This window comes from Bacillus sp. J41TS8, from assembly GCF_018333035.1.
In the GTDB taxonomy this organism is placed as follows: Bacteria; Bacillota; Bacilli; order Bacillales; family Bacillaceae; genus Bacillus; species Bacillus paralicheniformis.
Map to the genome: position 1 here is coordinate 33,364 of NZ_BORF01000007.1, position 24,379 is coordinate 57,742.

The following is a 24,379-nucleotide window of genomic DNA, read 5'->3' on the forward strand; positions in this document are numbered from 1 at the left end:
TGGAACAATGGAACAAACAAAAGACCATATGAAAAAAGGCGGAGCCTTTCTGATCGAAGAGGTGACGGCTGATCAGCTGTTTACACCGGAAGATTTCACAGATGAACATAAAATGATCGCCAAAACGACTGAAGATTATATTCTCGGAGATGTTTTGCCATACATCGACGAAATTGAAGAGCACAATTTCGATCACTCTGTCAGGCTCCTGAAAAAAGCTGGAGAACTCGGGCTTCTCGGTGCTGACGTTCCTGAAGAGTATGGCGGACTCGGGCTCGATAAAATCAGCTCGGCGCTGATTACCGAAAAATTCTCAAGAGCGGGAAGCTTTTCGTTATCGTACGGGGCGCACGTCGGGATCGGCACGCTTCCGATCGTATTTTTCGGAACCGAGGAGCAAAAGAAAAAGTATCTGCCGTCCCTTGCAACAGGGGAAAAATTTGCAGCCTATGCCTTAACAGAGCCTGGCTCCGGATCTGATGCATTAGGGGCAAAAACAACGGCCGTTTTGAATGAGGCGGGAACCCACTATATATTAAACGGTGAAAAGCAATGGATTACAAACTCAGCTTTTGCCGATGTTTTCATCGTCTACGCGAAAATAGACGGCGAACATTTTTCGGCCTTCATTGTGGAAAAAGATTACGAAGGTGTTTCTACAGGGCCTGAAGAGAAAAAAATGGGCATCAAAGGCTCTTCGACCCGTACGCTCATCTTAGACCAGGTTCAAGTTCCGAAAGAAAACCTTTTAGGCGAACCGGGAAAAGGGCATGTCATCGCCTTCAATATTTTAAATATCGGCCGCTATAAGCTCGCTGTCGGGACAATCGGCGCTTCCAAACGGGTCATCGAGCTGTCCGCTTCATACGCCAATCAGCGCCAGCAATTTAAGACGCCGATTTCAAAGTTCAGCTTAATCGGGGAAAAAATCGCCACTATGTCAGCCAGACTTTATGCGATGGAAAGCTCTGTTTATCGTACGGTCGGGCTGTTTGAAGACAAAATGGGCACCTTGAGCGAAGAAGAGCAAAAAGACGGGCGCCAGGTCGCGAAATCGATCGCTGAATATGCAATCGAATGCTCCCTTAACAAAGTATTTGGATCTGAAACGCTTGATTATATCGTTGATGAAGGCGTCCAAATCCACGGCGGCTACGGATTCATGCAGGAATACGAAGTGGAGCGGGCTTACCGCGATTCACGGATCAACCGGATTTTTGAAGGCACAAATGAAATAAACCGTCTCATCGTCCCGGGCACATACTTGAAAAAAGCGATGAAAGGCGAGCTTCCTCTGTTTGAGAAAGCGAAGGCGCTTCAGGAAGAACTGATGATCCTCATGCCTGAAGAACCAGGTGACGGCGTTTTGGAACAGGAAAAGTATCTGCTGAGAAACGCCAAAAAAATCGCGCTCATGATCGCGGGACTCGCCGCGCAAAAATATGGAAAAGCGCTCGACCAGGAGCAGGAAATCCTCGTGAATATCGCCGACATTGTCAGCCAGGTCTACGCCATGGAAGCAGCTATTTTGCGTACAGAAAAAGCCATCCAGGCAACCGGGGAAGACAAAAACGCCCAGAAAATTCTTTATACGCAGATTTTTGCACAAGTTGCCTTTCAGGAAATTGAAAGCCATGCCAAGGAATCGCTCATTGCGATGGAATCAGGTGATTCGCTGCGGATGATGCTGTCCGCGCTCCGCAAATTGACGCGCTTTACGCCTGTCAATGTCATTGAGAAAAAGCGCCAGGCAGCCAAGGGAGTCTTTGAAGCTGAGAAATATATCGTTTAAACGAAAAGCCCTGCTTAGGCGGGGTTTTTAGCTGTTATAGAATGGAGCACGGTTTTAGGTTTTTCATTCGATCTGTGTTAAAATTACCTCGATTAAATGAGAGGGGTGTGTATGTATGGCTTTGGATTTTTACTGGTATCCGAAATGCGGGACATGCCGCAAAGCGAAAAAATGGCTTGAAGACCATGGCAAAGAAATCAATGGGATACATATCGCAGAAGAGCCGCCAAGCAAGGAAAAACTGAAAGAGCTCTACGAGAAAAGCGGGCTTGAATTGAAGAAGTTTTTCAACACGAGCGGACAAAAATACCGTGAACTCGGCTTAAAAGACAAGCTGCAAAACATGTCTGAAGATGAGCAGCTGGAACTGCTGGCTTCGGACGGTATGCTGATCAAACGCCCGATTGCGACAGACGGCAGTAAAGTAACGGTCGGTTTTAAAGAAGAACAGTTTAAGACATACTGGTTATAACCCATCAAAATATGATATCTTCAATGTAGGATCGATTAAAACACTTTATGGAGGGGTTAGCATGAGCACACCGAAAGAGTTGCGTTATTCAGAAGAACACGAATGGGTGAAAACAGAAGGAGATAAAGTCAGAATCGGCATTACAGACTTCGCCCAATCCGAACTTGGAGACATCGTATTTGTCGAGCTTCCTGAAGTGGGAGACGAAATCAAAGCGGACGAGCCTTTTGGCAGCGTTGAATCCGTAAAGACCGTTTCTGAGCTGTATGCCCCGATCAACGGAAAAGTGGTCGAAGTGAACGAAGATCTGGAAGACAGCCCTGAATTCGTCAACGAGTCTCCGTATGAAAAGGCTTGGATGATTATCGTCGAGCCGTCCGATGCTTCTGAAATCGAAAATCTGATGACAGCCGAGCAATATGAGGACATGATAAAAGAAGACTAAGGATTATTCAGGATAGCCATGTGTCGTTTGGATACTCTATATCAAGAGGGGGTGTCCAAATTGACGCTGAAAAAAGAACGTATTGATATTACAGAACATGTGGAAAGCCGATTAAAAAACGGCGGAATGCAGCTGTACCATGAGAATGAGCTGATCGGCCGAATGACCGGAAAGGATCAATACGAGTTGAAATCTGGATATTCATTCCAAGATGAGAGATTTTACAAAACGGCGGATACCGTAAGCGGTCCGGATGCTAAATATGTAGACTGTGATGACCACCAAGGCTGGTGTTAATCAAGTCAGGCGGTGAATATTCACTGCCTTTTTTTACAAGTAAATCTTTAAAGGTGATCCATATGCCGGAAAATGAAAAAGTCATGATTGTCGAAGGGAAATCAGATAAGCAAAAAGTGAAGCATGTCATCGAAGAGCCCGTGGATATCATTTGCACAAACGGAACGATCAGCCAGGCAAAACTCGATGAATTCGCCGAAACGCTGTTTGATAAAGACGTTTATATCCTGGTGGATGCCGATGAATCAGGGGAAAAGCTCCGCCGGCAGCTGACGAGGGAGCTCCCCCAAGCTTCGCATCTATACATCGATAGGGTATACAAAGAAGTCGCTTCCGCCCCGAGTCAGCATGTTGCAGAAGTATTAATTCGTTCAAACATCCGGGTACATACAAAATATTTATTATAAAATGTATTGAGGTGCGGTTCAACAGATGCAAGAACTCCAAGAAAAAGAGCTAAAACGGCTTGAACATGAGACCTGTCTTCTATATGTATACACGCCGTTCTGCGGAACGTGTCAGCTGGCCGGAAGAATGCTGGAAGTCGTTGATGAAATGATAAAGGACATTCCTTTTTATAAAAACAATCTCAATTATTCCCCGGCATTTGCCAAGCAGCAGGAAATAGAAAGCGTTCCATGCTTTATCCTTTACAAAAACGGGGAAGTCGTCAAAAAAGAATACGCTTTTCACTCCGTTTCCTACTTATACGATACGATTAAACAAAATGTTGTGGATTAAGGGCGGTTTTGACATATTTCTCGGGAAATAACCAGCAAAAACTTGTCGAGCAATTCCTAAAGGAACTCCTGCGGCAGACAGAGAATCTGTAAGTATGACCAATTTACAGGAGGTTATACAGTTGGAGAAAATGGGATTGATAGAAAGAGAGGACAAGGCTCTTTTTTTAAAACCTCTATTATCGACAACGGCTTTGCTGATTACGTTTCAAGGCGAGAAAGAAGCTTTTACGTTAGCGATCAACGAAAAAGGGGAAATGGAAAAATCTTCTCTTGCAGAGAAAGCTCATTTGACCTTTTTTGGAGAGCAAAGCGAGATTATTGACCTTCTTCACGGCGATATTTCATTGCAGCATCTCGTACAGCGCGGCACTGTTCAAGTAAAAGGCTCATTCAGAGCTTTATTGAAGCTTGAAGCGATTTTATGGCTGACGGACGGCTTTTTTAAAAACAGCGATCTTTATTCAGAGACATTTTAAAAATTTGAAAAATCGGCACATTCCGTGTATAAGTCGGACAGAGACGAGCGTTTACGTTCGTCTCTTTTCGCCGTAGGCCGATTGTCTTACGAAAAATAGTTGACAACTATTTTTTCGCATGATATCCTACTTTAAGAATTCCGATCATAATAATCAAAAAATAAATATATGATTCTCTTATCCAGAGAGGTGGAGGGAAGTGCCCTATGAAACCCGGCAACCATCAACACGTGTTGAAATGGTGCCAATTCACACGAAGCGTTATGCTTTGAAAGATGAGAGAAAGGCCCAGACTATTCAAAAGCCTTTCTGCTCATGTGTGCAGAAAGGCTTTTTTCATTGTTTGATCAGGAATTTAGACAACTATGAGAATTGAGCAAGAAAGCAGGTGATGGCTTTTGATAAATCTTCAAAATGTTTCAAAGATTTATCGGTCAAAGCATGGAGATGTCAATGCTGTCCAGGATGTCACCCTTACGATTAAAAAAGGTGAAATCTTCGGAATTATTGGATATAGCGGAGCTGGAAAAAGCTCCTTGATCCGTCTTTTGAACGGACTTGAACAGCCGACTTCAGGCACGGTTGAAGTAGCCGGCAGAACAATCAGTGAGATCAAAGGGAAGAAGCTGAGGAATGCAAGGCAGGAAATCAGCATGATTTTCCAGCACTTCAACCTATTGTGGTCAAGAACGGTCCGCGACAATATTGCGTTTCCGCTGGAGATCGCCGGTGTCAGCAAAGCAAAACGTCTGAAAAGAGTCGCTGAACTGATAAAGCTTGTCGGACTTGAAGGCAAGGAAAATGCCTACCCTTCACAGCTTAGCGGAGGCCAAAAGCAGCGCGTCGGCATCGCTCGGGCGCTCGCAAACAATCCGAAAGTTCTCTTATGCGATGAAGCGACATCAGCGCTTGATCCGCAGACGACTGACTCGATCCTGGGTCTTCTGTCCGATATCAATGAAAGGCTCGGACTGACCATTGTCCTGATTACTCATGAAATGCATGTTATCAGGAAAATCTGCCACAGAGTGGCCGTCATGGAAAACGGAAAGGTCGTGGAAGAAGGCGATGTGCTGAACGTATTCCTCAAGCCGCAGGAAGAAATGACAAAGCGCTTTGTTCAGCAGGTAACAGAACCGGTGGAAACACAGGAAACGCTGAAGCATTTCCTCGAAGAAACGACATCCGGGCGGACGATCAAGCTCACCTTCGTCGGTGAAGCGGCCGAATCGCCGCTGATCACACAGATCATTCGGAAGTTCGATGTTGAAGTCAACATCCTTCAAGGCAAAATCTCGCAAACTCAGGACGGCGCATACGGTTCATTGTTCATTCATGTCGATGGATATGAAAACGAGGTCAATGATGTGGTCGATTTCATCAAGAGCCGTCAAGTAGAAGCAGAGGTGATCACGAATGTTTGAAAAACTGTTTCCAAACGTAGATATGGAGCAGCTGTGGGAAGCTACGTATGAAACGATATATATGACAGGAATTTCCCTATTGTTTGCTTTTATCATCGGAGTGATTCTCGGTATGCTGCTGTATCTGACTTCTAAAGGAAACATTTGGCAGAATCGGGTCGTGAACGGTGTAATCTCGGCAATCGTCAATGTGTTCAGGTCTATTCCTTTTATTATATTGATTATTTTGCTGCTCGGTTTCACAAAGTTTTTAATGAACACGATCTTGGGGCCGAACGCCGCACTTCCGGCTTTGATTATCGCATCCGCTCCGTTCTATGCCCGCCTGGTTGAAATCGCTTTGCGCGAAGTTGATAAAGGCGTGATTGAAGCGGCAAAATCGATGGGAGCCAAAACATCGACGATCATATTTAAAGTGCTCCTGCCCGAATCGATGCCGGCCTTGATCTCTGGCATTACGGTTACGGCGATTGCACTGATCGGTTCGACGGCGATGGCCGGAGCAATCGGTTCAGGCGGACTCGGGAACCTTGCCTATGTAAACGGTTTTCAGATGAACAATCCCGATATTATACTCATCGCCACTATTTTCATCTTAGCTATTGTGTTTATCATCCAGTTTATCGGGGATTTTATAACAAATAAATTAGACAAACGTTAGGGAGGACATCAACATGAAAAAAGGTTTATTAACAGCTTTATTCATCATTTTTGCAGGCGTTTTAGCCGCTTGCGGATCTTCCAGCAGCGAAGGGGATAAAGACAGCAAAGTCATCACAGTCGGAGCGACGCCGACGCCTCACGCTGAAATCCTTGAAGAAGCAAAGCCGCTTTTGAAAGAAAAAGGCTATGAGCTTAAAATCAAAAATTTCACGGACTACAAACTGATCAACAAGGCGCTTGCAACGAAAGATCTCGATGCGAACTACTTCCAGCACGTCCCGTATCTTGAACAGGAAATGAAAGAAAATAAAGACTACGATCTTGTTAACGTCGGCGCGGTACACCTTGAGCCATTCGGTATTTACTCTAAAAAGTATAAATCTTTAAAAGACCTTCCTGACGGTGCAAAAATTATTATGAGCAACAACGCCGCTGAACAGGGCCGCATGCTTGCAATGCTTGAAAATGCCGGACTGATCAAGCTGAAATCAGGCATTGAAAAAGTGGATGCGACAGTAAAAGATATTACAGAAAACAAGAAAAACCTCAAAATCAAAAATGATGTGGCGCCTGAAATGACGGCAAAAGCATACGAAGCCAATGAAGCTGACGCAGTGTTCATCAATGTGAACTACGCGATCCAAAACAAGCTCAATCCGAAAACTGATTCAATCGAGCTTGAGTCTCCAAAAGACAATCCTTACGCTAACATCATCGCCGTCCGCAAAGGCGACGAAGATTCTGACAAAGTGAAAGCTCTGATGGACGTATTGCGCTCTGATGACATTAAAAAGTTCATCGACAAAAAATATGAAGGCTCTGTCATTTCTGTTTCTGAGTAAATGAAAGAACACCCCGGTTTTGGAGAAAACCGGGGTTTTTTCGCGTATTTTTTGAAAAGAGGCTCATAATAAAAAAAGACTACCAACTGAAAATGGAGGAACAAAACGTGAATCAGCATGAATCAGAAAGCATTATCGAATCCGCACTGCATGAATATAAAGCAGGGATCGGCATCTTTTCCGAAAAAATGCCCGGAATTGCCGCCAAATACAACGAATTTACAGAGGAATGCTTTAAAAAAGGCGCGCTCAGCGAAAAGGATAAGCAGCTGATCGCACTGGGCATCAGTGTTAATACACAAGATGAATATTGCATTATTTATCATATCAAGGGCTGCCTGGATTGCGGAGCGTCGGAGGAAGAAATTCTTGAAGCGGTCGGCGTAACTGCGGCATTTGGCGGGGGCGCGGCCATGAGCCAAGCTGTCACGCTCGTTCTGCAGGCGATGGAAGAATTCCAGCAAATGAAGCATTAATTTTTCATCCGTGAAAGCATATTGAAAGCACACACATCTTTGAAGAGTTTGTATATAACTGGTACTATGAAAGAAAATCTCTGAAAGGATGATTCATTATTTGTTCAAGCCAAGATCAGCTTGACCTTGAATTCACGGCCGAAATGGAAAAAGCGATGCACAAGTCGCATGGAATGGGGTACGAGGAGTACAGCAGAAGCCATGTGAACCGGCTTGAAGTTGAGAAAAGGCGCGAAGAGCAGCATCAAAAAAGCAAGCAGATCGTATCAAATTTACCCATGATCGGATAAAACGAGGGGGGCGGATGTCAATCCGTCCTTCTATATGTCTTTAGAATCCGCTTGACCATAAGTGAAGGAAAAGGTAAAATTTAAATATGAATATATGATCATATATTAAAAGGAGGATTTATGATGGCTCATTCTCACGATCACACAGGTCACAGCCACCATGGCAGCCGATCAGCCAATCAAAAAGCGCTCTACATCAGCTTCGGTTTAATTTTTACTTTTATGATCATTGAAGTGATAGGCGGGATATTGACGAACAGCCTCGCTTTGCTGTCAGATGCGGGACATATGCTCAGCGACGCTGCAGCGCTTGGTTTCAGCCTCTTGGCGTTTAAAATTGGGGAAAAGGCCGCAACTGTGAGCAAAACATTCGGCTACAGGCGCTTTGAAATTTTGGCTGCGTTTATCAATGGCATCACCTTGCTTTTGATTTCACTTTATATCTTTTGGGAAGCGTACAACCGCTTTTTCAGCCCGCCAGAAGTCGCCGGCAGTGGCATGCTGGTGATTGCAACGGTTGGTTTGTTCGTCAACATTGCTGCAGCCTGGATATTAATGAAAGGCGACACAAGCGGGAATTTAAACATGCGGAGCGCATTTTTGCACGTCATCGGCGATATGCTGGGATCTTTCGGCGCGATTATCGCAGGCCTCCTCATGCTTTTCTTCAATTGGAATATCGCCGATCCAATCGCAAGCGCCGCCGTCGCGGCTTTGGTTCTTGTCAGCGGGTGGCGGGTGACGAAAGACTCGGTGCATATATTAATGGAAGGAAAACCGAAAGACATTGATGCGGAAGCGCTTAAAAACGGCCTGCTTTCCATTCCGTCAGTCAGAGAGGTTCACGATCTCCACATTTGGTCGATCTCATCTGATATGCCGTCATTAAGCTGCCATATCGTGGCAGACGAAAACAGTGACAGGGATAGAATCTTAAAACAAGTATCAAAATATCTAAGGAAAGAATGCAACGTGGAGCATGTGACGGTCCAAATAGAAGGGGAGCGCTGTTCCCGTCATGAATCGTGCAGCCTGGGATCAAACCGTTCCCGCTCGTAATTCCCGCTGTTTTTCTATAGCTTGTTGATTGTAAGGTACACATCTCTCGTCCGGGAAGTTTTCTTGTCCCAATCTCTTTAAGAACAAAACGTTTTTTGTTAAACTTGAGAACATGTACACGAAAAGATAGGAAGACTATTGTTGTATTCACTTTTCATTTGTTATAAAATTAGAATGAGAATAAATTGAGAATGATGATTATATATATTGGAGGTATATTTCATGGCTGCTTCGACATTAACAATCAAAGATCTTCACGTTGAGATTGAAGGAAAAGAGATTTTAAAAGGTGTAAACCTTGAAATAAAAGGCGGGGAATTCCACGCTGTAATGGGACCGAACGGAACGGGTAAATCAACTTTATCCGCGGCGATTATGGGGCACCCTAAATACGAAGTAACAAAAGGAAGCATCACGCTTGACGGCAAGGACGTTCTGGAAATGGAAGTGGACGAGCGCGCTCAGGCCGGCCTGTTTTTGGCTATGCAGTATCCGAGTGAAATCAGCGGTGTTACAAATGCCGATTTTCTCCGTTCAGCGATCAACGCGCGCAGAGAAGAAGGCGACGAGATTTCTTTAATGAAATTCATCCGCAAAATGGACGAAAACATGGAATTTCTTGAAATGGATCCTGATATGGCGCAGCGCTACTTGAACGAAGGTTTCTCAGGCGGTGAGAAAAAACGCAACGAAATTCTTCAGCTGATGATGATCGAACCGAAAATCGCGATTCTTGACGAAATCGATTCAGGTTTGGATATCGACGCCCTTAAAGTCGTTTCAAAAGGAATCAACAAAATGCGCGGCGAGGACTTCGGCTGCCTGATCATCACGCACTATCAGCGCCTCTTGAACTACATTACGCCTGACCATGTGCACGTCATGATGCAGGGCCGCGTTGTGAAATCCGGCGGACCTGAGCTGGCGCAGCGCCTTGAGGCTGAAGGATATGACTGGATTAAGCATGAGCTTGGAATCGAAGACGAAACTGTCGGTCAAGAAGCGTAAGCGTTAGGGGGATAAACATGACATTGGAAACAAAACTATCTGTAGATCGGGAATATGTCAAAAGCTTCTCTGAGAAGCACCAGGAACCTGCATGGCTGCAAGATCTACGCTTAGAAGCGCTTGAAAAAGCAGAAGATCTGCCGCTGCCGAAACCTGATAAAACGAAAATTACAAATTGGAATTTTACACGGTTTGATAAGCATACTGTAGAAAATAAACCGCTTGATTCTTTGGATGATCTTTCAGATGAGGTCAAATCGCTGATCGATCTTGGAAATGAAGACAAAACGCTTTATGTCCAAAGAGACCAGACGCCGGCTTACCTTTCTCTTTCAAAAGAGCTGCAGGATAAAGGCGTCATCTTTACAGATATTCATACTGCGTTCCGCGAACACGGCGAGCTAGTCAAAAAATACTTTATGAAAGACGGCGTAAAAGCCGATGAGCATAAATTAACGGCATTGCATGCAGCCCTCCTGAACGGCGGAGCCTTCCTTTACGTTCCGAAAAACGTCGAACTGGAAGCGCCGGTGCAAGCTGTTTATGTCCATGAAAGCAATGATACAACGCTTTTCAACCATGTACTTGTCGTTGCTGATGACAATAGTGCAGTCACATATGTAGAAAACTACATCAGCACTGTGAACCCTAAGGAAGCGGTCTTTAACATCGTGTCAGAAGTGATCACAGGCGCGAATGCCCGCGTGCAATACGGTGCGGTCGACAACCTTTCCGCAGGGGTGACGGCTTATGTCAGCCGCCGCGGAACTGCACTCGGACGCGACAGCAAAATTGAATGGGCGCTCGGTTTAATGAATGACGGAGACACCGTTTCTGAAAACACGACAAATCTGCATGGAGACGGCACATTCGGCGATACGAAAACGGTTGTCGTCGGCAGAGGAGAACAGACTCAAAACTTTACAACGCAAATCATTCATCACGGAAAGCATTCAGAAGGCTATATTTTAAAACACGGCGTTATGAAAGATTCCGCATCTTCGATCTTCAACGGCATCGGAAAAATCGAGCACGGCGCGTCAAAATCAAATGCAGAGCAGGAATCACGCGTTCTTATGCTGAGTGAAAAAGCGCGCGGCGACGCCAACCCGATCCTGTTAATTGATGAAGACGATGTAACGGCAGGGCACGCTGCATCCGTCGGCCGCGTCGATCCGGTTCAGCTTTACTATTTGATGAGCCGCGGAATTCCAAAAGAAGAAGCAGAGCGCCTCGTCATTTACGGCTTCCTCGCACCGGTTGTCAATGAACTTCCGATCGAAGGCGTGAAGAAGCAGCTGGTCTCTGTGATTGAAAGGAAAGTAAAATAATGAATGCCAAAGATATTCGCGAACAGTTTCCGATTCTCAGCCAACAGGTCAACGGACACGATCTCGTTTATTTGGACAGCGCGGCAACCTCGCAGAAGCCGCGCGTTGTCATCGAGACGCTTGATGAGTATTACAACTCTTACAATTCCAATGTCCATCGCGGCGTTCATACATTAGGAACGAAAGCAACGGATGGATATGAAGGAGCTCGTGAGAAGGTCAGGAAGTTTATAAACGCGAAGTCTATGCAGGAAATTATTTTTACAAGGGGTACGACAACGGCCCTGAATATGGTTGCGCTCAGCTATGCCCGCGCAAACCTCAAGCCTGGTGATGAAATCGTCATTACACCGATGGAGCACCATGCGAATATTATTCCGTGGCAGCAGGCTGTCAAAGCAACCGGCGCCACGCTGAAGTACATTCCGCTTCAGGAAGACGGAACCATTTCCTTGGACGATGTCAGGGAAACGGTGACGGAAAATACAAAAATCGTCTCGGCTGCGCATGTTTCAAACGTTCTCGGTACGATCAACCCGATTAAGGAAATAGCCAAAATCGCGCATGACAACGGCGCGGTCATGGTCGTAGACGGTGCGCAAAGCACGCCTCACATGAAAATTGACGTCCAGGATTTGGACTGCGATTTCTACACGTTTTCAGCCCACAAAATGTGTGGTCCGACCGGGGTCGGGGTATTGTATGGAAAAAGAGCATTGCTTGAAAACATGGAACCCGCAGAATTCGGCGGAGAAATGATCGATTTTGTCGGTCTTTACGAATCGACTTGGAAGGAGCTGCCTTGGAAATTCGAAGCCGGCACACCGATCATTGCCGGTGCGATCGGATTGGGAGCGGCGATTGACTTCCTTGAAGACATCGGACTTGACGAAATATTGGCGCATGAACACCGTTTGGCGGCCTACGCCCTGGAGCGCTTTAAAGAGCTTGAAGGCGCGACTGTCTATGGTCCTGCCGAACGTGCAGGACTCGTGACATTCAACCTTGAAGACGTTCATCCGCACGATGTGGCAACCGTGCTTGATGCAGAAGGGGTCGCCGTCAGAGCCGGTCATCACTGCGCACAGCCTTTGATGAAATGGCTGAACGTTTCCGCCACTGCCAGAGCAAGCTTTTATCTGTATAATACGGAAGAAGACATCGACAAACTGATTGAAGCTCTTCAGAAGACAAAGGAGTATTTCACAAATGTCTTTTAATGTGAACTTAGATACACTGTATCGCCAGGTGATAATGGATCACTACAAAAACCCGAGAAACAAAGGGGTTTTAAATGACAGCATCGTTGTTGATATGAACAACCCGACATGCGGTGACCGAATCAGACTGACGATGAAGATAACAGACGGTAAAGTAGAAGATGCAAAATTTGAAGGCGAAGGATGCTCAATCTCAATGGCCTCTGCGTCCATGATGACACAGGCGATCAAAGGGAAAGACGTGGAGACCGCCCTTCAGATGTCACAGATCTTTTCAGATATGATGCAGGGCAAAGACTACGACGATTCGATCGATTTAGGCGATATTGAAGCCCTGCAAGGCGTTTCAAAATTTCCGGCCCGGATTAAATGTGCAACATTGTCATGGAAAGCCCTTGAAAAAGGCGTTTCCAAAGAAAACAGCGATAACGAATAAAGATTGGAGTGAAAATGGATGGCTAAGAAAATGCCGGATATCGGCGAATATAAATACGGTTTTGCCGACAAAGACGTTTCCATTTTCCGTTCAGAGCGGGGATTGACAAAAGAAATCGTTGAGGAAATTTCACGCATGAAAGAAGAGCCGGAGTGGATGCTCGACTTTCGCCTGAAATCTCTTGAACACTTCTACAATATGCCAATGCCGCAATGGGGCGGAGATTTAAACTCATTGAACTTTGATGAAATCACGTACTATGTAAAGCCTTCTGAGCGTTCAGAAAGATCATGGGACGAAGTTCCTGAGGAAATCAAACAAACATTTGACAAGCTCGGAATCCCTGAAGCTGAGCAAAAATATTTGGCCGGTGTATCTGCGCAGTATGAGTCAGAAGTCGTTTACCATAACATGAAAGAAGATCTTGAGTCTCAAGGGATCGTCTTTAAAGACACAGACAGCGCCCTCAAAGAAAATGAAGACATTTTCCGCGAGCATTGGGCAAAAGTCATCCCGCCGACTGACAACAAGTTTGCGGCCTTGAACTCTGCGGTATGGTCCGGCGGATCATTCATCTACGTGCCAAAAGGCGTAAAAGTTGATACTCCGCTGCAAGCATACTTCCGCATCAACTCAGAAAATATGGGACAGTTCGAACGGACGCTGATCATCGTCGACGAAGGCGCTCACGTTCACTATGTAGAGGGATGTACAGCACCTGTTTATACAACAAACTCCCTTCACAGCGCGGTTGTTGAGATCATCGTTAAAAAAGGCGGATACTGCCGTTATACAACGATTCAAAACTGGGCGAACAACGTCTTCAACCTTGTGACAAAGCGTGCGGTCTGTGAAGAAAACGCGACAATGGAATGGATCGACGGAAACATCGGCTCCAAGCTGACAATGAAATATCCTGCCGTTATCCTGAAAGGCGAAGGCGCGCGCGGTATGACGCTTTCTATCGCTCTCGCAGGAAAAGGACAGCATCAGGATGCCGGTGCGAAAATGATTCACCTTGCACCAAATACGTCATCCACAATCGTTTCAAAATCGATCTCAAAACAAGGCGGAAAAGTCACATACCGCGGAATCGTCCACTTCGGACGCAAAGCCGAAGGCGCCCGCTCAAACATCGAATGCGACACGCTGATCATGGACAACAAATCAACTTCTGATACAATCCCATACAATGAAATTTTGAACGACAACATTTCATTGGAGCACGAAGCGAAAGTATCAAAAGTATCTGAAGAGCAGCTCTTCTACTTGATGAGCCGCGGCATTTCTGAAGAAGAAGCAACAGAAATGATCGTCATGGGCTTCATCGAGCCGTTCACAAAAGAACTGCCGATGGAATACGCGGTTGAGATGAACCGTTTGATCAAGTTTGAAATGGAAGGGTCTATTGGTTAATATATAAAAAATGTTGAGGCGAACTTTTGAAGTTCGTCTTCTTCTTTTTTTCTAAGTATTTGTTTGATCTCTCTACAGCAGTGGGGATTGGCAGGGGAAACCCTGCTTTTTTTATTCAACAACAGGGAGAATAACTTATTTCTTAGAAGTAACAATTAACTTGCAGTAGGCATATAATTGATGACTGGAAAATAATAACTTTCGGAAATTATCTGAGGGGGAAAATTAAATGGCTTATCCATCGGTCAATTATTCAGCCAACATCAACAGTTATTCAGACATTGCACGACACAAGGAATGCATAGCAAATGAGTTAAGGTATTACTACTCAAATGTAGTGAATCATGCCCGTGCAGTTACCTGCTTAACCGATGATCACACAGTTGTGATTATGCATTTAAGAATTGATCAATATCGATTTTATGAAATTGTGGTTGTCGCAGGTCCGGATTATAATAAGATAAACCAAATTATTCCGCGGATTTGGAGCTTAATTAGCAGAGCGACTAATATTTGTGGTTAAGACTATTTTAAGCAACTTTAAACAAGGTGGTAGGGGGCGTCCATCGGTTATAGCAGATTTCGATTTGTTTACCCGTCATCATTTTATGTGTTTGTGCACCGTAGATATAAACTATTGCCTGTCTTCAATTTTTATTGACAAGATGGGGGTATATCTACGGTTTTTTTTCGGCTTGCCGGTTTCAATTTTGAGTTATAATATCATACGGTTCGGAGGAACACTGGTTTGATAAGTGCGGTCAGAACTCTGACTCAATTTTATATTCTCTTAACGATTCTGTGACGATACGTTTCAACAAAAGAAACCGCATTTTATACTACCTTTTATCATACCAACAGATATATATAATCCTACTACTTTTCTGATCCCCATTTTATAATCCTAAAATTCAACAGTAAAAATGTATCAAATTGATTAGGTCAAAGAACCTCTAACTTTTAAAGATTTCTTAGAATGTTGTTGTGAAAAATTATTCTTTTATGTAAAATGATGACTGTGAAGAAAAAGGAAAAATCTGTTGATTTTTCTGAAAAATTATAATCTTACGAGAAAGGAAGAGGATAAGTGAGTGTAATACCATATGATTTGGTTGCGACGAAAATGAATTTTTGGTATACAGCATTAAAAAACAATTGGACAGGCAAGGCTGAGGATACAAAAAAAGAAGTTGAAAAAGAACTAGCGCAAATGGAAGAAAACCAGGACGTAATTGTTTATTATAACTTACTGCTCTTTCGACACAATCTTCAACTTGATTATATGTATTCAAATCCCGGTGTTAATTTAGATAGTCGGTTTGATGATTTTAAAAAAATTCGCGATCAGAATAATCTGGAAGGGATGTTAGATTATTATTTTCATTTTTTTGCTGGGATGTATCATTTCAGACAAAAAGAATTAATACTTGCGTTGAATTTTTATAGGGATGCGGAGAAAAAACTCGATTCTTTTGATTGTGATGAACTGGAAAGAGCTGAATTCTATTTCAAAGCTTCTGAAGTTTATTACCATATGAAGCAAACGTTCTTTTCAATGAATTACGCAAGTCGTGCGTTTAACATATACAAAAAGTATGAAACTTACGGTGAGCGTCGAGTGCAAAGTCAGTTTATCATTGCGGGTAATTGGTTAGATCAAATGTATCCTGAAAAGGCTCTACATAATTTAAATAAAGCACTTGAAGAGTCAGAGAAACAAAGAATCCATCACCTTATGGGTTCATCACATTTAAATATCGGAATATGTTATAATCAACTGGAAGAACTTGATAAAGCAACTGATCATTTTCAAAAAGCCCTTAATTTGTATAATGAGGAGAAGCACGGTTTCTTGCCTAAAACGTTATTTAACCTCGCGCATGTAAGGGCGAAGCAAGGCAAGTTGTCGATTACTGATGACTTGTACTTTGAGGGCAAAGAATTGGCTAAAAAGAACAAAAATTCAGATCTGCTTGCGAAGTTTGACTTAATAAAAGGGCTTTATCTTTCATTTGACCTAGACATGGTGCGGGAATCGTTCAAGTTCTTCGAAGAAAAAGGTATGTATGCAGATATGGAGGAATATGGTTTCGTCACAGCAGACCTTTTAGAGAAACAAGAAAAAATTCGAGACGCTGTTGAATTTTACCGGATTACAGTTAATGCGAGAAGACAAATTCAAAGGAGTGCTTTTCTACATGAAAACTAAATTATTGATTTGTTTTGTTCTGTTGCTAGGAGCTATTGGAGTAGCAGGATCGTCTTCCTTTAAAGCAGAAACTCCCACCTACAAAGTAGCCGACAGGTTCGCTTCTTAAACTAACTATCCCAGTCTAAAAATATGATACTCAGTCAGTAAAAGCCCTTCTTCCAGCAGGGCTTTATTAATTACGCATGATAAAGAAACGGATCGCGCGTTTTTTCATACTTGGAGTCTCGTTGAGCTTATTAAAGAATTTCAACAGCTATTCGATCGACGAGTATTTCCACAAGGCTGCCTGCGAGAAAAAGATCATCATGAAAATACCCATCTTCATCAACAATTTGTATACCTGTCTTAATCTTTTCACCTTAGCTTCATACATTTAAATCATCCCCTTTCACCCACTTATACAGTATTTGTCCATTAAAAGAAGAACAGGATCTTCTTGTAAAATATCTTTATTAGATCATATTGTCATGTATAATGAAGGGTATAGCATGTGACATTCATACTGTATAAGAAAGGATATGACCAGTGAAAATGTTGAAAAAGGCTGTGTTGACAGCCGCTGTTTTCTTGCTGGCCGCATTTGCCGGGAGTACAGAAGCCTTTGCTATGCCTTCCAAAGGCGCGGTGAAATTCAGGACGGATGCCAATACATATACGAAATCAGCCACTTCGATCGTTGTCACTGGAAAAAGTCCTGTTACGGGAACGATGATCGCTGTCCGGCTGATCAATAAAAAAGGAACTGTCCTGATCTATCGAGATGTTCATTTAACACGCGGAAAATCTCATTTTCGGGTGAGCTTCCCGACGAAAAAGCTGAAACCGGGCAAGTATGACGTCTGGGTGGATGCTGTTAAAGGAAAGAAATGGCATGGGGAATTGAAGCGCTACATTGTCATCAAACATTGAGCTCCATTATGATGAACGGAGGGCTGTGTAATGACTGCCGTGGGTTTTTGTGTATTATTATGTTCTGCATTTATCCATGCATCATGGAACTACCTTTCAAAAAAAGCCGATGGAGGCGTTCCATTTATCTGGCTGTTCACAGCGATTGCAGCCGTTGTCTACACGCCGTTGGCCATAGGTGTTGTCATATATGAAAAGCCTGAGATCGGCATCTGGCAGCTTGCCATTATCATGGCGAGCATCCTTGCACACTTGGGCTTTTTTCTTGTTCTTCAAAAAGGGTACAAAAAGGGCGACCTTTCCCTCGTCTACCCTATTGCGAGAGGAACTGGCCCGCTGCTCACCTGTGTGCTGGCGGTCGCCTTTTTTGGCGAGTCATTGACGCTGCCCGCAATAACAGGGATTCTTTTGATTGTGATCAGCATTCTTTTTTTCACAGGGGGAGTCAAGCGGCTAAAAGAATCAGGCTCGCTCACACCGGTTCTTTACGGGCTGGCGGTCGGCGGTATTATTGCCGCATATACCCTCCTTGATAAAGCAGCGGTCAGCCGGTTTCTCATTCCGCCGTTGCTGCTTGATTATTGCAATACGCTCGGCCGTCTGATCATATTGACTCCTTTTGCCGCGAAAAGCTGGAGCGAAGTCCGCTTTGAGTGGAAGCATCACCGGATGGAAGCTGTCGGGGTGGGGGTTTTTAACTCTTTGGCTTATATTTTGGCGCTGAGTGTCATGGTATTTGCTCCGGTCAGCTATGTGGCACCGGTTCGGGAAATCAGCATTTTAATCGGAACGGTGATGGGGGCGGTTCTGTTGTCTGAAGGTTTCGGACGGCTTAGAATTGTCGCGGCTGTCTTTATGGTGCTTGGCGTGATATCGGTAGCCGTTGGTTAGGTTGTGTTCCATCGATGTGATCCGTTATATTTGTAAATAAACAGAAATGAAAAAGGTGTTTATCATGAAATCTTTTATTGTAGTCGGAGCGGGCGTCCTCGGCGCTTCTGCCGCTTATCATCTTGCAAAAAAGGGCGCGGAAGTGACCTTGATTGACCGCGGAGAGCGGGGAAGGGCTACAGATGCCGCGGCGGGAATCGTCTGCCCCTGGCTTTCGCAGCGCAGAAACCAGGCATGGTACAAGCTTGCAAAAGGCGGAGCGGCGTACTACGCCGATTTAATCAAGCAGCTTGAAGCTGACGGAGAATCGGAGACGGGGTATAAACGGACAGGCGCTATCAGCTTGCATACAGACGAGCGAAAGCTGGAGAAAATGGAAGAACGGGCGCATCTCAGGCGCAAGGATGCGCCTGAAATCGGCGAGATCACCCGTTTATCCCATGAGGAAACGAAGCGTTTATTTCCGCCTTTGGCAGAGGGGTACGGCTCGGTTCATATCAGCGGCGCCGCGCGCGTAAACGGAAAATTGCTCCGCCGCTCACTTGTGAATGCCGCACAGAAATACGGAGCTTCAGTTGTTGCCGGAAACGCTTCATTGCTCTATGAAGGAAACCGGGTAACAGGGATCTCCACAGCTGACAAAAAAATATACGCTGATCAGGTGCTGGTCACAGCGGGCGCTTGGGCGGACGAGCTTTTGAAGCCGCTCGGCGTGCGTTTTTCAGTCAGCCACCAAAAAGCGCAGATTGTTCATCTTCGTCTTCCGGAGGCGGATACCGGCAGCTGGCCTGTTGTGATGCCTCCGAATGACCAATACATATTGGCATTTGAAGACGGCCGGATCGTTGCCGGCGCTACTCACGAAAATGAAGCGGAGCTTGATGATCTTCGGGTAACGGCTGGCGGCCTTCACGAAATTTTCTCAAAGGCGCTTGCTGTTGCGCCGGGTTTGGAATTGAGCGAGCTGCTTGAGACGCGTGTAGGATTCAGGCCGTTTACACCAGGCTTTCTCCCCGTGATCGGCTCATTGCCGAACATTTGCGGGCTGCTTGTTGCCAACGGCCTTGGCGCTTCAGGGCTCACGTCAGGTCCTTACCTTGGCGCGGAATTGGCAAGACTCGCCTTGGGAGAAGAGCCTGAGCTTGATATCGCTTTATATGATCCGGCCGGCGCGCTTGAAAGTTGAATCATGTTGCAAAAAAAGTTCACTCGAAGCTAGAGTGAACTTTTTTCTTGTTTACAGTTTTAAAATAGAAAATTTTTCAATATAAATCCATGGAGGAAAATTTTGAGAAAACCATCTGACTTTCTTCGTAGTGCATGCCGGTTTTTTTGAACGGCAGGTGTTCGGTTGAATCGGCCGCCTCTGATTCCCGAACAAATTTGGAAAGTAAAAGGAGGGTCGCCATGATCCAGTTTGACTTTGAGTATTACAGGCCCCAATCTGCGCAGGAAGCGGTAAAGCTCTTTCAAAGCTTGGAGCGCAAGGGCAAAAAGCCGGCTTATTTTTCCGGCGGAACAGAACATTTGATACCAGGACGGCTGAGTGTGATTCATCCAAATGCCGTTATCGATATTAAAGACATACCTGAGTGCAGAACTCTGCAATTTGAACGGCGCCACCTCGCTTTAGGCTCAGCATTAACATTGACAGAGATCACGGAAAACGGCGGCTTTCCATTGTTGAGCAAAGCGGTAAGGGAAGTGGCCGACCATACGGCGCGCAATAAGATTACGCTTGGCGGCAATATTTGCGGGCAGATCTTTTACCGCGAAGCAGTGCTGCCTTTTTTATTAACCGACAGCAAAGTGGTGACGATCGGAGACAAGGGGGAAAAGCGCTATTTGATTCACGACGTATTCGATCAGCAGCTGAAGCTGAACAAGGGAGAAATCCTCATTTTCCTTTTGATTGAAGAGCGCTATCTTCATCAGCCTTTTGCAAGCATAAAAGTGAGGCAGCAATGGGATACGGGATATCCTTTGGCGACGATTTCAGCTCTTGAAATAGACGGACGCGTCCGCTGTGCATTTAGCGGTGTCTGCCCTTTTCCGTTTCGTTCATCAGAAGTGGAATCTGCGTTGAATGACGAATCGCTCCCTGTAGATCAAAGGGTGGAAAAGGCGATCAGCCGCTTTCCCGGCCCTGTTTTGGACGATGCGCAGGGTTCCGCTGAGTATCGCAAATTTGTCATCAAACATACGCTGTTTGACATTCTCGACATGCTGAAGAAGGAGACGTTTTGACAAGCGCTTGAATCCAATATTTGCAGGCGCGCGGGATACCATGAATTTGAACTGGCCCTAAAATCGGTGTGCTGAACAAAAAAAGAGAGGTTTAAAAAAAGAGCGCCGGGCAGGCGCTTTTTTTGTTCAATTCAAAACGCCTGAGCCCCAAATATCCTCCGCCCATTCAGGGTGATCAATGAATGGATTGCGGTTATGCTGGTATTGCTGATAGATGATGTCGTTCCGCTTTCTTTCAAGGGCATCGACAGGATCTTCATGGTGCCATTTCAATAAAACCGACATTTTTCCGTGGTACGGTTTAGATCCGTTGTTCGTTGTGTCGTTCATTTCAAGATCCGGCTGGCCGTCGTCCCCTTCATAGCGGACCGCCATATAGAAAATCATTCTGGCGACATCGCCTTTAATGCTTTTGTCAGGTTCCCAGGAATCGCCGTCATAGCGGTTTCCGGGAGAACCGGGATAGGGGCTGCCGCCTTCGTCGAAATCAAGGTTTCCGCGGGCGGCGTTTACTTGCACATCGCTGGGCCTGAGATGATGCAAATCTGTTCCGGGTCCTTTGCTTGTTCCGAAATCACCGTGCGATTTTGCCCATACGTGCTCGCGGTTCCAATCGCCAGTTTGCCCCCCGTTCGCCTGTTTAGAGCGCGACTCTCTGGAATATAAGAGAATCACGTTATTTCGATTGGCCGGATCTTCGTCCGTTGCTTTCAGCGCTTCCCATACCTCGCTGTAAGAAAGCTCTCTATGATCGTCGATTGTGTCGTGAAGCGCTTGTTTTAAAGCTTCGCCTGTTTTGCCTTGCGCCTGTTCATAGTAATCCGCCGGAGCCGAGGACTGATGGGGCTGGACGTGTAAGGAAAACAACTGGAAGGCTTCTGCGTTTTGGGTGGGCGCGCACATCGCTGACAGCATCAAAATAAACGGTATGAGACACTTTCGGTTCATCTTTCGATTCCCTCCTTTTCATTTCTTCCATTATCCAATCTTTTCATGAAAAGGAAATATCATTTTGGTTACGGTTTTCTTACGGTCTTGTAAATGAAGCTTTCCACCTCTCGAGGGCTTCCAGGCCGGCTTTTTCTTTCAGCTGTTTTTCCGCCGTTCGGACGCCTTCTTCAATGGCCGCGCAGTGTCCGAACAAATAATAGCGCAATGCGGTATTCATGATGACTTGTTTTCTTTCGTATTCGGTATCGGCCGATTCATCTCCGGCGAGAACGGCCGTTATTTTTTCCGCCTGTTCCTCAGCAGACAGCGGTTTGTTGAGCTTTGCTTCATCTGCGTAAAGCCCGAATTTTTCCGGCTTTAATATAAAGGAATCGATCACGCCGTTTTTTATCGTAAACACAAAGCTGCCTCTGTGGACCGGTACGTCTTCCGAGCCTTCCGCCCCCTGGACAATGAACATTTCTTTGTACGTCAAGTGCTGAAAAACGGGATGCATTTTCTGAATGGCCGTCCGGTGAAATGCGCCAATCATGAGCTTGTCGGCATCAGAGAAGTTGACCAGTTTTTCAGCTGTATTCAGCACGGTGCGGATGCCGATCTCTTCGCGAATTTTCCTCATCCGAACAAACGGTTTGCAAAATGTTTCGGCGGCTGCGAATCCGATTGAGGCCTCTTCCAGTGAGTGTGCCGTTTGCGCAGGATCAGTCTCAGAGGGGATTCCGAGTTTGTCCAGGACATTTTTTACACTCGTTCCATATTTGGGCGGCAATGCATCACTGCCGTGGAGAAACACGGGGACTCCGTTTCCTGCGAGAAGGAGCGAGGCGGGAATGGTTGCTAAAAAAGAATGTCTTCCTGTGTAAGGTCCCGCAAAATCGATGACCGCATCTTTTACAGCTTTGGAAAGGTTCAGTGTTTTCGAGCTGTTCCGCAATGCTTCGGTAAACGCGAGCAATTCCTCAGGGGACTCTGTTTTCATCCGCTCCGCTATTAAGAATGCGGCGGTCTGGACGGGGCTGGCATTTCCCGTAACGATCGCTTCTGCAGCCTGTTTGGCCTCTTCATAAGTTAAATCGCGGGCGCCCCTTTTTCCTCTTGCGACTTCTTTAATCCACTGTTGCAATGTGAACTCTCTCCTTTACATGCTGATCTTTCTTATGACTTTACATGAAAATGCAGAAAAGGAACAGTCGAGATTGTCGGCTTAATACTTGATAGAAAATATGACGATTTTCTGGATTGGCCGTGTAGATTTAGGTATTTTAACTGAAAACATGCTGAAATTTAGAGGATTTTTCAATGCGATTAATGCTGTAATCATTTAATATGTTAAAAAAGTTAACATGGAAAAGGGGATGATCGAAAATGGGAATGCCGGCTTACAAAACAGAAGACGTGAACAAGAAAGAAAAAAGCAAAAAGGAATTTCCGCATATTTATGTCATTCTGGCTGTCATGATTGGTCTAATGGCGCTTATGACATATGTGATTCCGGCGGGCGAATATGAACGGGTGGAAAGTCCGGACGGCAGGGAAATGATTGATCCGGCGTCCTACAAACGGATCGAACAGACGCCGGTTGATATCTTGGGGTTGCTTACGGCTGTTCCGAAAGGGATGACAGAAGCGGCTCCGATTATCGTGTTTACATTTGTGATTGGCGGCGCTTTTGCCGTTCTGCGGAAAGCGTCTGTCATTGAGCTCGGTGTCCGTCTGCTGGCGGGTCAGTTCAGGAACAAACCGGTTTTCGTTACACCTGTTTTAATATTCGTTTTTTCCGGCATTTCCTGTTTTATCGGGACGCCTGAGCTTTCCATCGTTTACGTCCCTGTCATTCTTCCGCTGCTGCTGTCTTTCGGATATGACCGGATGACAGCAGCAGCAATTGCGTTGTGCGGGACGATCGCCGGCTTTACGAGCGCTTTGACAAACCCTTTTACCGTAGGAACCTCACAAATGATTTCCGGTCTCCCGCTTTATTCAGGGATGGGGTACAGGGCGGTCATCTTTGTTGTCATTACGGCGATTGCCGCTGTATATGTGCTCAAATATGCGGAAAAGGTCAGGGCGCATCCTGAAAAAAGCCTGACGGGGAAAGAAGCAGTAGAAGCGGTGCCTGCTTTTAAAGCAGGCAGACGGGTGAAATGGGCCGGTATCGCGGCGCTTGGGTTGTTTGCCGGCTTGATTGGCTGTGTCATTTATTTCAGGTGGGATATGCTGACAATGGCGGGCTATTTCCTCGCGCTCGGCATCATTCCTGCTTACATTGCCGGCATGAGCTCGAGAGACATTGCCGAGTCCTTTAATGAGGGCTTTAAAGAAGTGCTCGTCGGGGCGATGATTTGCGGCATTGCAAGAGCTGCTGCGGTCGTTATGGCCGACGGGCAGATCATGGATACGATTGTTTACGGCTTGTCTCATGCGGTCTCACAACTTCCTTCTTATTTAACGGTTACGGCGATGCTTTTCACACAGATGCTGTTTAACTTTTTTGTTCCAAGCGGAAGCGGACAGGCTTTAATAATGATGCCGATTATGGCGCCTTTGGCTGATATTGTCGGAATTACGCGGCAGACGGCAATTCTGGCTTTCCAATTCGGCGACGGTTTTTCAAACATCGTCTTTCCGACATCGGGTTACTTTATGGCGACGCTTGCGATCAGCCGGATTGCCTGGAACAAGTGGCTGCGATTCATCCTTCCGCTGTTTTGCCTCTGGATGGGAGCGGCCGTGCTTTTCCTGCTGTTTGCTAACGCTGTCGGCTGGTCGTAAATGGATA

General features: G+C 45.4%; 27 protein-coding genes and 1 riboswitch. Of the genes, 25 read left to right on the top strand and 2 right to left on the bottom strand.

The features are described from left to right. Positions 1-7: 7 nt before the first annotated feature. From KI350_RS11205 to KI350_RS11315, 24 genes are all read left to right on the top strand, one after another. Entirely contained in the window at positions 8-1,792 is a 1,785-nt protein-coding gene (locus KI350_RS11205) for an acyl-CoA dehydrogenase family protein (RefSeq protein ID WP_023856218.1), read from the top strand. A gap of 115 nt (positions 1,793-1,907) precedes the next feature. Next, positions 1,908-2,264 carry an arsenate reductase family protein gene (locus KI350_RS11210; protein ID WP_023856217.1) on the top strand — a complete coding sequence of 119 codons (357 nt, stop codon included), beginning with the start codon at positions 1,908-1,910 and terminating at the stop codon, positions 2,262-2,264. Between the two features lie 61 nt (positions 2,265-2,325). Further along, a complete protein-coding gene (gcvH, locus tag KI350_RS11215) occupies positions 2,326-2,709 on the top strand; it encodes a glycine cleavage system protein GcvH (RefSeq protein WP_020452879.1) in 384 nt (127 codons plus the stop codon). Between the two features lie 60 nt (positions 2,710-2,769). After that, the gene (locus KI350_RS11220) at positions 2,770-3,006 is read left to right on the top strand and encodes a YusG family protein (RefSeq protein ID WP_020452878.1); all 237 of its coding nucleotides are present in this window, start codon (positions 2,770-2,772) and stop codon (positions 3,004-3,006) included. 62 nt (positions 3,007-3,068) lie between these two features. Continuing rightward, positions 3,069-3,413: a toprim domain-containing protein gene (locus KI350_RS11225; protein WP_023856216.1), complete on the top strand. Its 345-nt coding sequence runs from the start codon at positions 3,069-3,071 to the stop codon at positions 3,411-3,413. Between the two features lie 25 nt (positions 3,414-3,438). After that, a complete protein-coding gene (locus KI350_RS11230) occupies positions 3,439-3,747 on the top strand; it encodes a thioredoxin family protein (protein WP_023856215.1) in 309 nt (102 codons plus the stop codon). Between the two features lie 121 nt (positions 3,748-3,868). Then, the gene (locus tag KI350_RS11235; protein ID WP_020452875.1) at positions 3,869-4,225 is read left to right on the top strand and encodes an SCP2 sterol-binding domain-containing protein; all 357 of its coding nucleotides are present in this window, start codon (positions 3,869-3,871) and stop codon (positions 4,223-4,225) included. Positions 4,226-4,399: 174 nt separating this feature from the next. Next, a riboswitch (SAM riboswitch) is annotated at positions 4,400-4,507 on the top strand. Positions 4,508-4,623: 116 nt separating this feature from the next. Continuing rightward, positions 4,624-5,649 (top strand): methionine ABC transporter ATP-binding protein MetN, encoded by a 1,026-nt coding sequence (gene metN, locus KI350_RS11240; RefSeq protein WP_023856214.1) that lies wholly within the window; start codon positions 4,624-4,626, stop codon positions 5,647-5,649. Then, positions 5,642-6,310: a methionine ABC transporter permease gene (locus KI350_RS11245; RefSeq protein ID WP_003185053.1), complete on the top strand. Its 669-nt coding sequence runs from the start codon at positions 5,642-5,644 to the stop codon at positions 6,308-6,310. Before metN ends, KI350_RS11245 begins: the two co-directional genes overlap by 8 nt. Positions 6,311-6,323: 13 nt before the next feature. Further along, on the top strand, positions 6,324-7,154 hold the full coding sequence (metQ, locus tag KI350_RS11250; RefSeq protein WP_023856213.1) for a methionine ABC transporter substrate-binding lipoprotein MetQ: 831 nt from the start codon (positions 6,324-6,326) through the stop codon (positions 7,152-7,154). Between the two features lie 92 nt (positions 7,155-7,246). After that, a complete protein-coding gene (locus KI350_RS11255) occupies positions 7,247-7,630 on the top strand; it encodes a carboxymuconolactone decarboxylase family protein (protein ID WP_031305044.1) in 384 nt (127 codons plus the stop codon). Between the two features lie 155 nt (positions 7,631-7,785). Beyond that, positions 7,786-7,920, top strand: a complete 135-nt coding sequence (locus tag KI350_RS23520; RefSeq protein WP_257007291.1) for a YuzK family famiily protein — start codon at positions 7,786-7,788, stop codon at positions 7,918-7,920. Between the two features lie 123 nt (positions 7,921-8,043). Further along, complete coding sequence (locus KI350_RS11260; protein ID WP_023856211.1) at positions 8,044-8,979, top strand: cation diffusion facilitator family transporter; 936 nt, start codon at positions 8,044-8,046, stop codon at positions 8,977-8,979. Positions 8,980-9,201: 222 nt separating this feature from the next. After that, positions 9,202-9,987 carry a Fe-S cluster assembly ATPase SufC gene (gene sufC / locus KI350_RS11265; RefSeq protein WP_020452869.1) on the top strand — a complete coding sequence of 262 codons (786 nt, stop codon included), beginning with the start codon at positions 9,202-9,204 and terminating at the stop codon, positions 9,985-9,987. Positions 9,988-10,004: 17 nt separating this feature from the next. Further along, positions 10,005-11,318, top strand: a complete 1,314-nt coding sequence (gene sufD, locus KI350_RS11270) for a Fe-S cluster assembly protein SufD (RefSeq protein ID WP_023856210.1) — start codon at positions 10,005-10,007, stop codon at positions 11,316-11,318. Next, entirely contained in the window at positions 11,318-12,538 is a 1,221-nt protein-coding gene (gene sufS, locus KI350_RS11275) for a cysteine desulfurase SufS (protein ID WP_020452867.1), read from the top strand. The genes sufD and sufS overlap by 1 nt, the downstream gene beginning before the upstream one ends. Beyond that, complete coding sequence (gene sufU / locus KI350_RS11280) at positions 12,528-12,974, top strand: Fe-S cluster assembly sulfur transfer protein SufU (RefSeq protein WP_020452866.1); 447 nt, start codon at positions 12,528-12,530, stop codon at positions 12,972-12,974. Before sufS ends, sufU begins: the two co-directional genes overlap by 11 nt. An 18-nt stretch (positions 12,975-12,992) precedes the next feature. Then, positions 12,993-14,390, top strand: coding sequence for a Fe-S cluster assembly protein SufB (gene sufB, locus KI350_RS11285; RefSeq protein ID WP_020452865.1), 1,398 nt, complete (start codon positions 12,993-12,995; stop codon positions 14,388-14,390). 229 nt (positions 14,391-14,619) lie between these two features. After that, entirely contained in the window at positions 14,620-14,913 is a 294-nt protein-coding gene (locus KI350_RS11290) for a hypothetical protein (RefSeq protein ID WP_025809825.1), read from the top strand. Between the two features lie 564 nt (positions 14,914-15,477). Further along, positions 15,478-16,599 carry a Rap family tetratricopeptide repeat protein gene (locus KI350_RS11295; RefSeq protein ID WP_065643726.1) on the top strand — a complete coding sequence of 374 codons (1,122 nt, stop codon included), beginning with the start codon at positions 15,478-15,480 and terminating at the stop codon, positions 16,597-16,599. A gap of 528 nt (positions 16,600-17,127) precedes the next feature. Next, positions 17,128-17,511 carry a hypothetical protein gene (locus KI350_RS11300; RefSeq protein WP_023856206.1) on the top strand — a complete coding sequence of 128 codons (384 nt, stop codon included), beginning with the start codon at positions 17,128-17,130 and terminating at the stop codon, positions 17,509-17,511. Between the two features lie 30 nt (positions 17,512-17,541). Next, entirely contained in the window at positions 17,542-18,402 is an 861-nt protein-coding gene (locus KI350_RS11305; RefSeq protein WP_020452862.1) for a DMT family transporter, read from the top strand. 64 nt (positions 18,403-18,466) lie between these two features. Next, on the top strand, positions 18,467-19,588 hold the full coding sequence (locus KI350_RS11310) for an NAD(P)/FAD-dependent oxidoreductase (protein ID WP_023856205.1): 1,122 nt from the start codon (positions 18,467-18,469) through the stop codon (positions 19,586-19,588). 221 nt (positions 19,589-19,809) lie between these two features. Further along, positions 19,810-20,649 carry an FAD binding domain-containing protein gene (locus KI350_RS11315; protein WP_023856203.1) on the top strand — a complete coding sequence of 280 codons (840 nt, stop codon included), beginning with the start codon at positions 19,810-19,812 and terminating at the stop codon, positions 20,647-20,649. A gap of 126 nt (positions 20,650-20,775) precedes the next feature. On the opposite strand, the gene KI350_RS11320 is transcribed toward KI350_RS11315, so the two are convergent. Then, a complete protein-coding gene (locus KI350_RS11320) occupies positions 20,776-21,597 on the bottom strand; it encodes an endonuclease I family protein (protein WP_020452859.1) in 822 nt (273 codons plus the stop codon). A 79-nt stretch (positions 21,598-21,676) separates the two neighbouring features. Next, a complete protein-coding gene (locus KI350_RS11330) occupies positions 21,677-22,723 on the bottom strand; it encodes an anthranilate phosphoribosyltransferase (protein WP_236808605.1) in 1,047 nt (348 codons plus the stop codon). 242 nt (positions 22,724-22,965) lie between these two features. On the opposite strand from KI350_RS11330, the gene KI350_RS11335 reads away from it, so the two are divergent. Continuing rightward, positions 22,966-24,372, top strand: a complete 1,407-nt coding sequence (locus KI350_RS11335; protein ID WP_023856201.1) for a YfcC family protein — start codon at positions 22,966-22,968, stop codon at positions 24,370-24,372. The last annotated feature ends 7 nt before the right edge of the window (positions 24,373-24,379 follow it).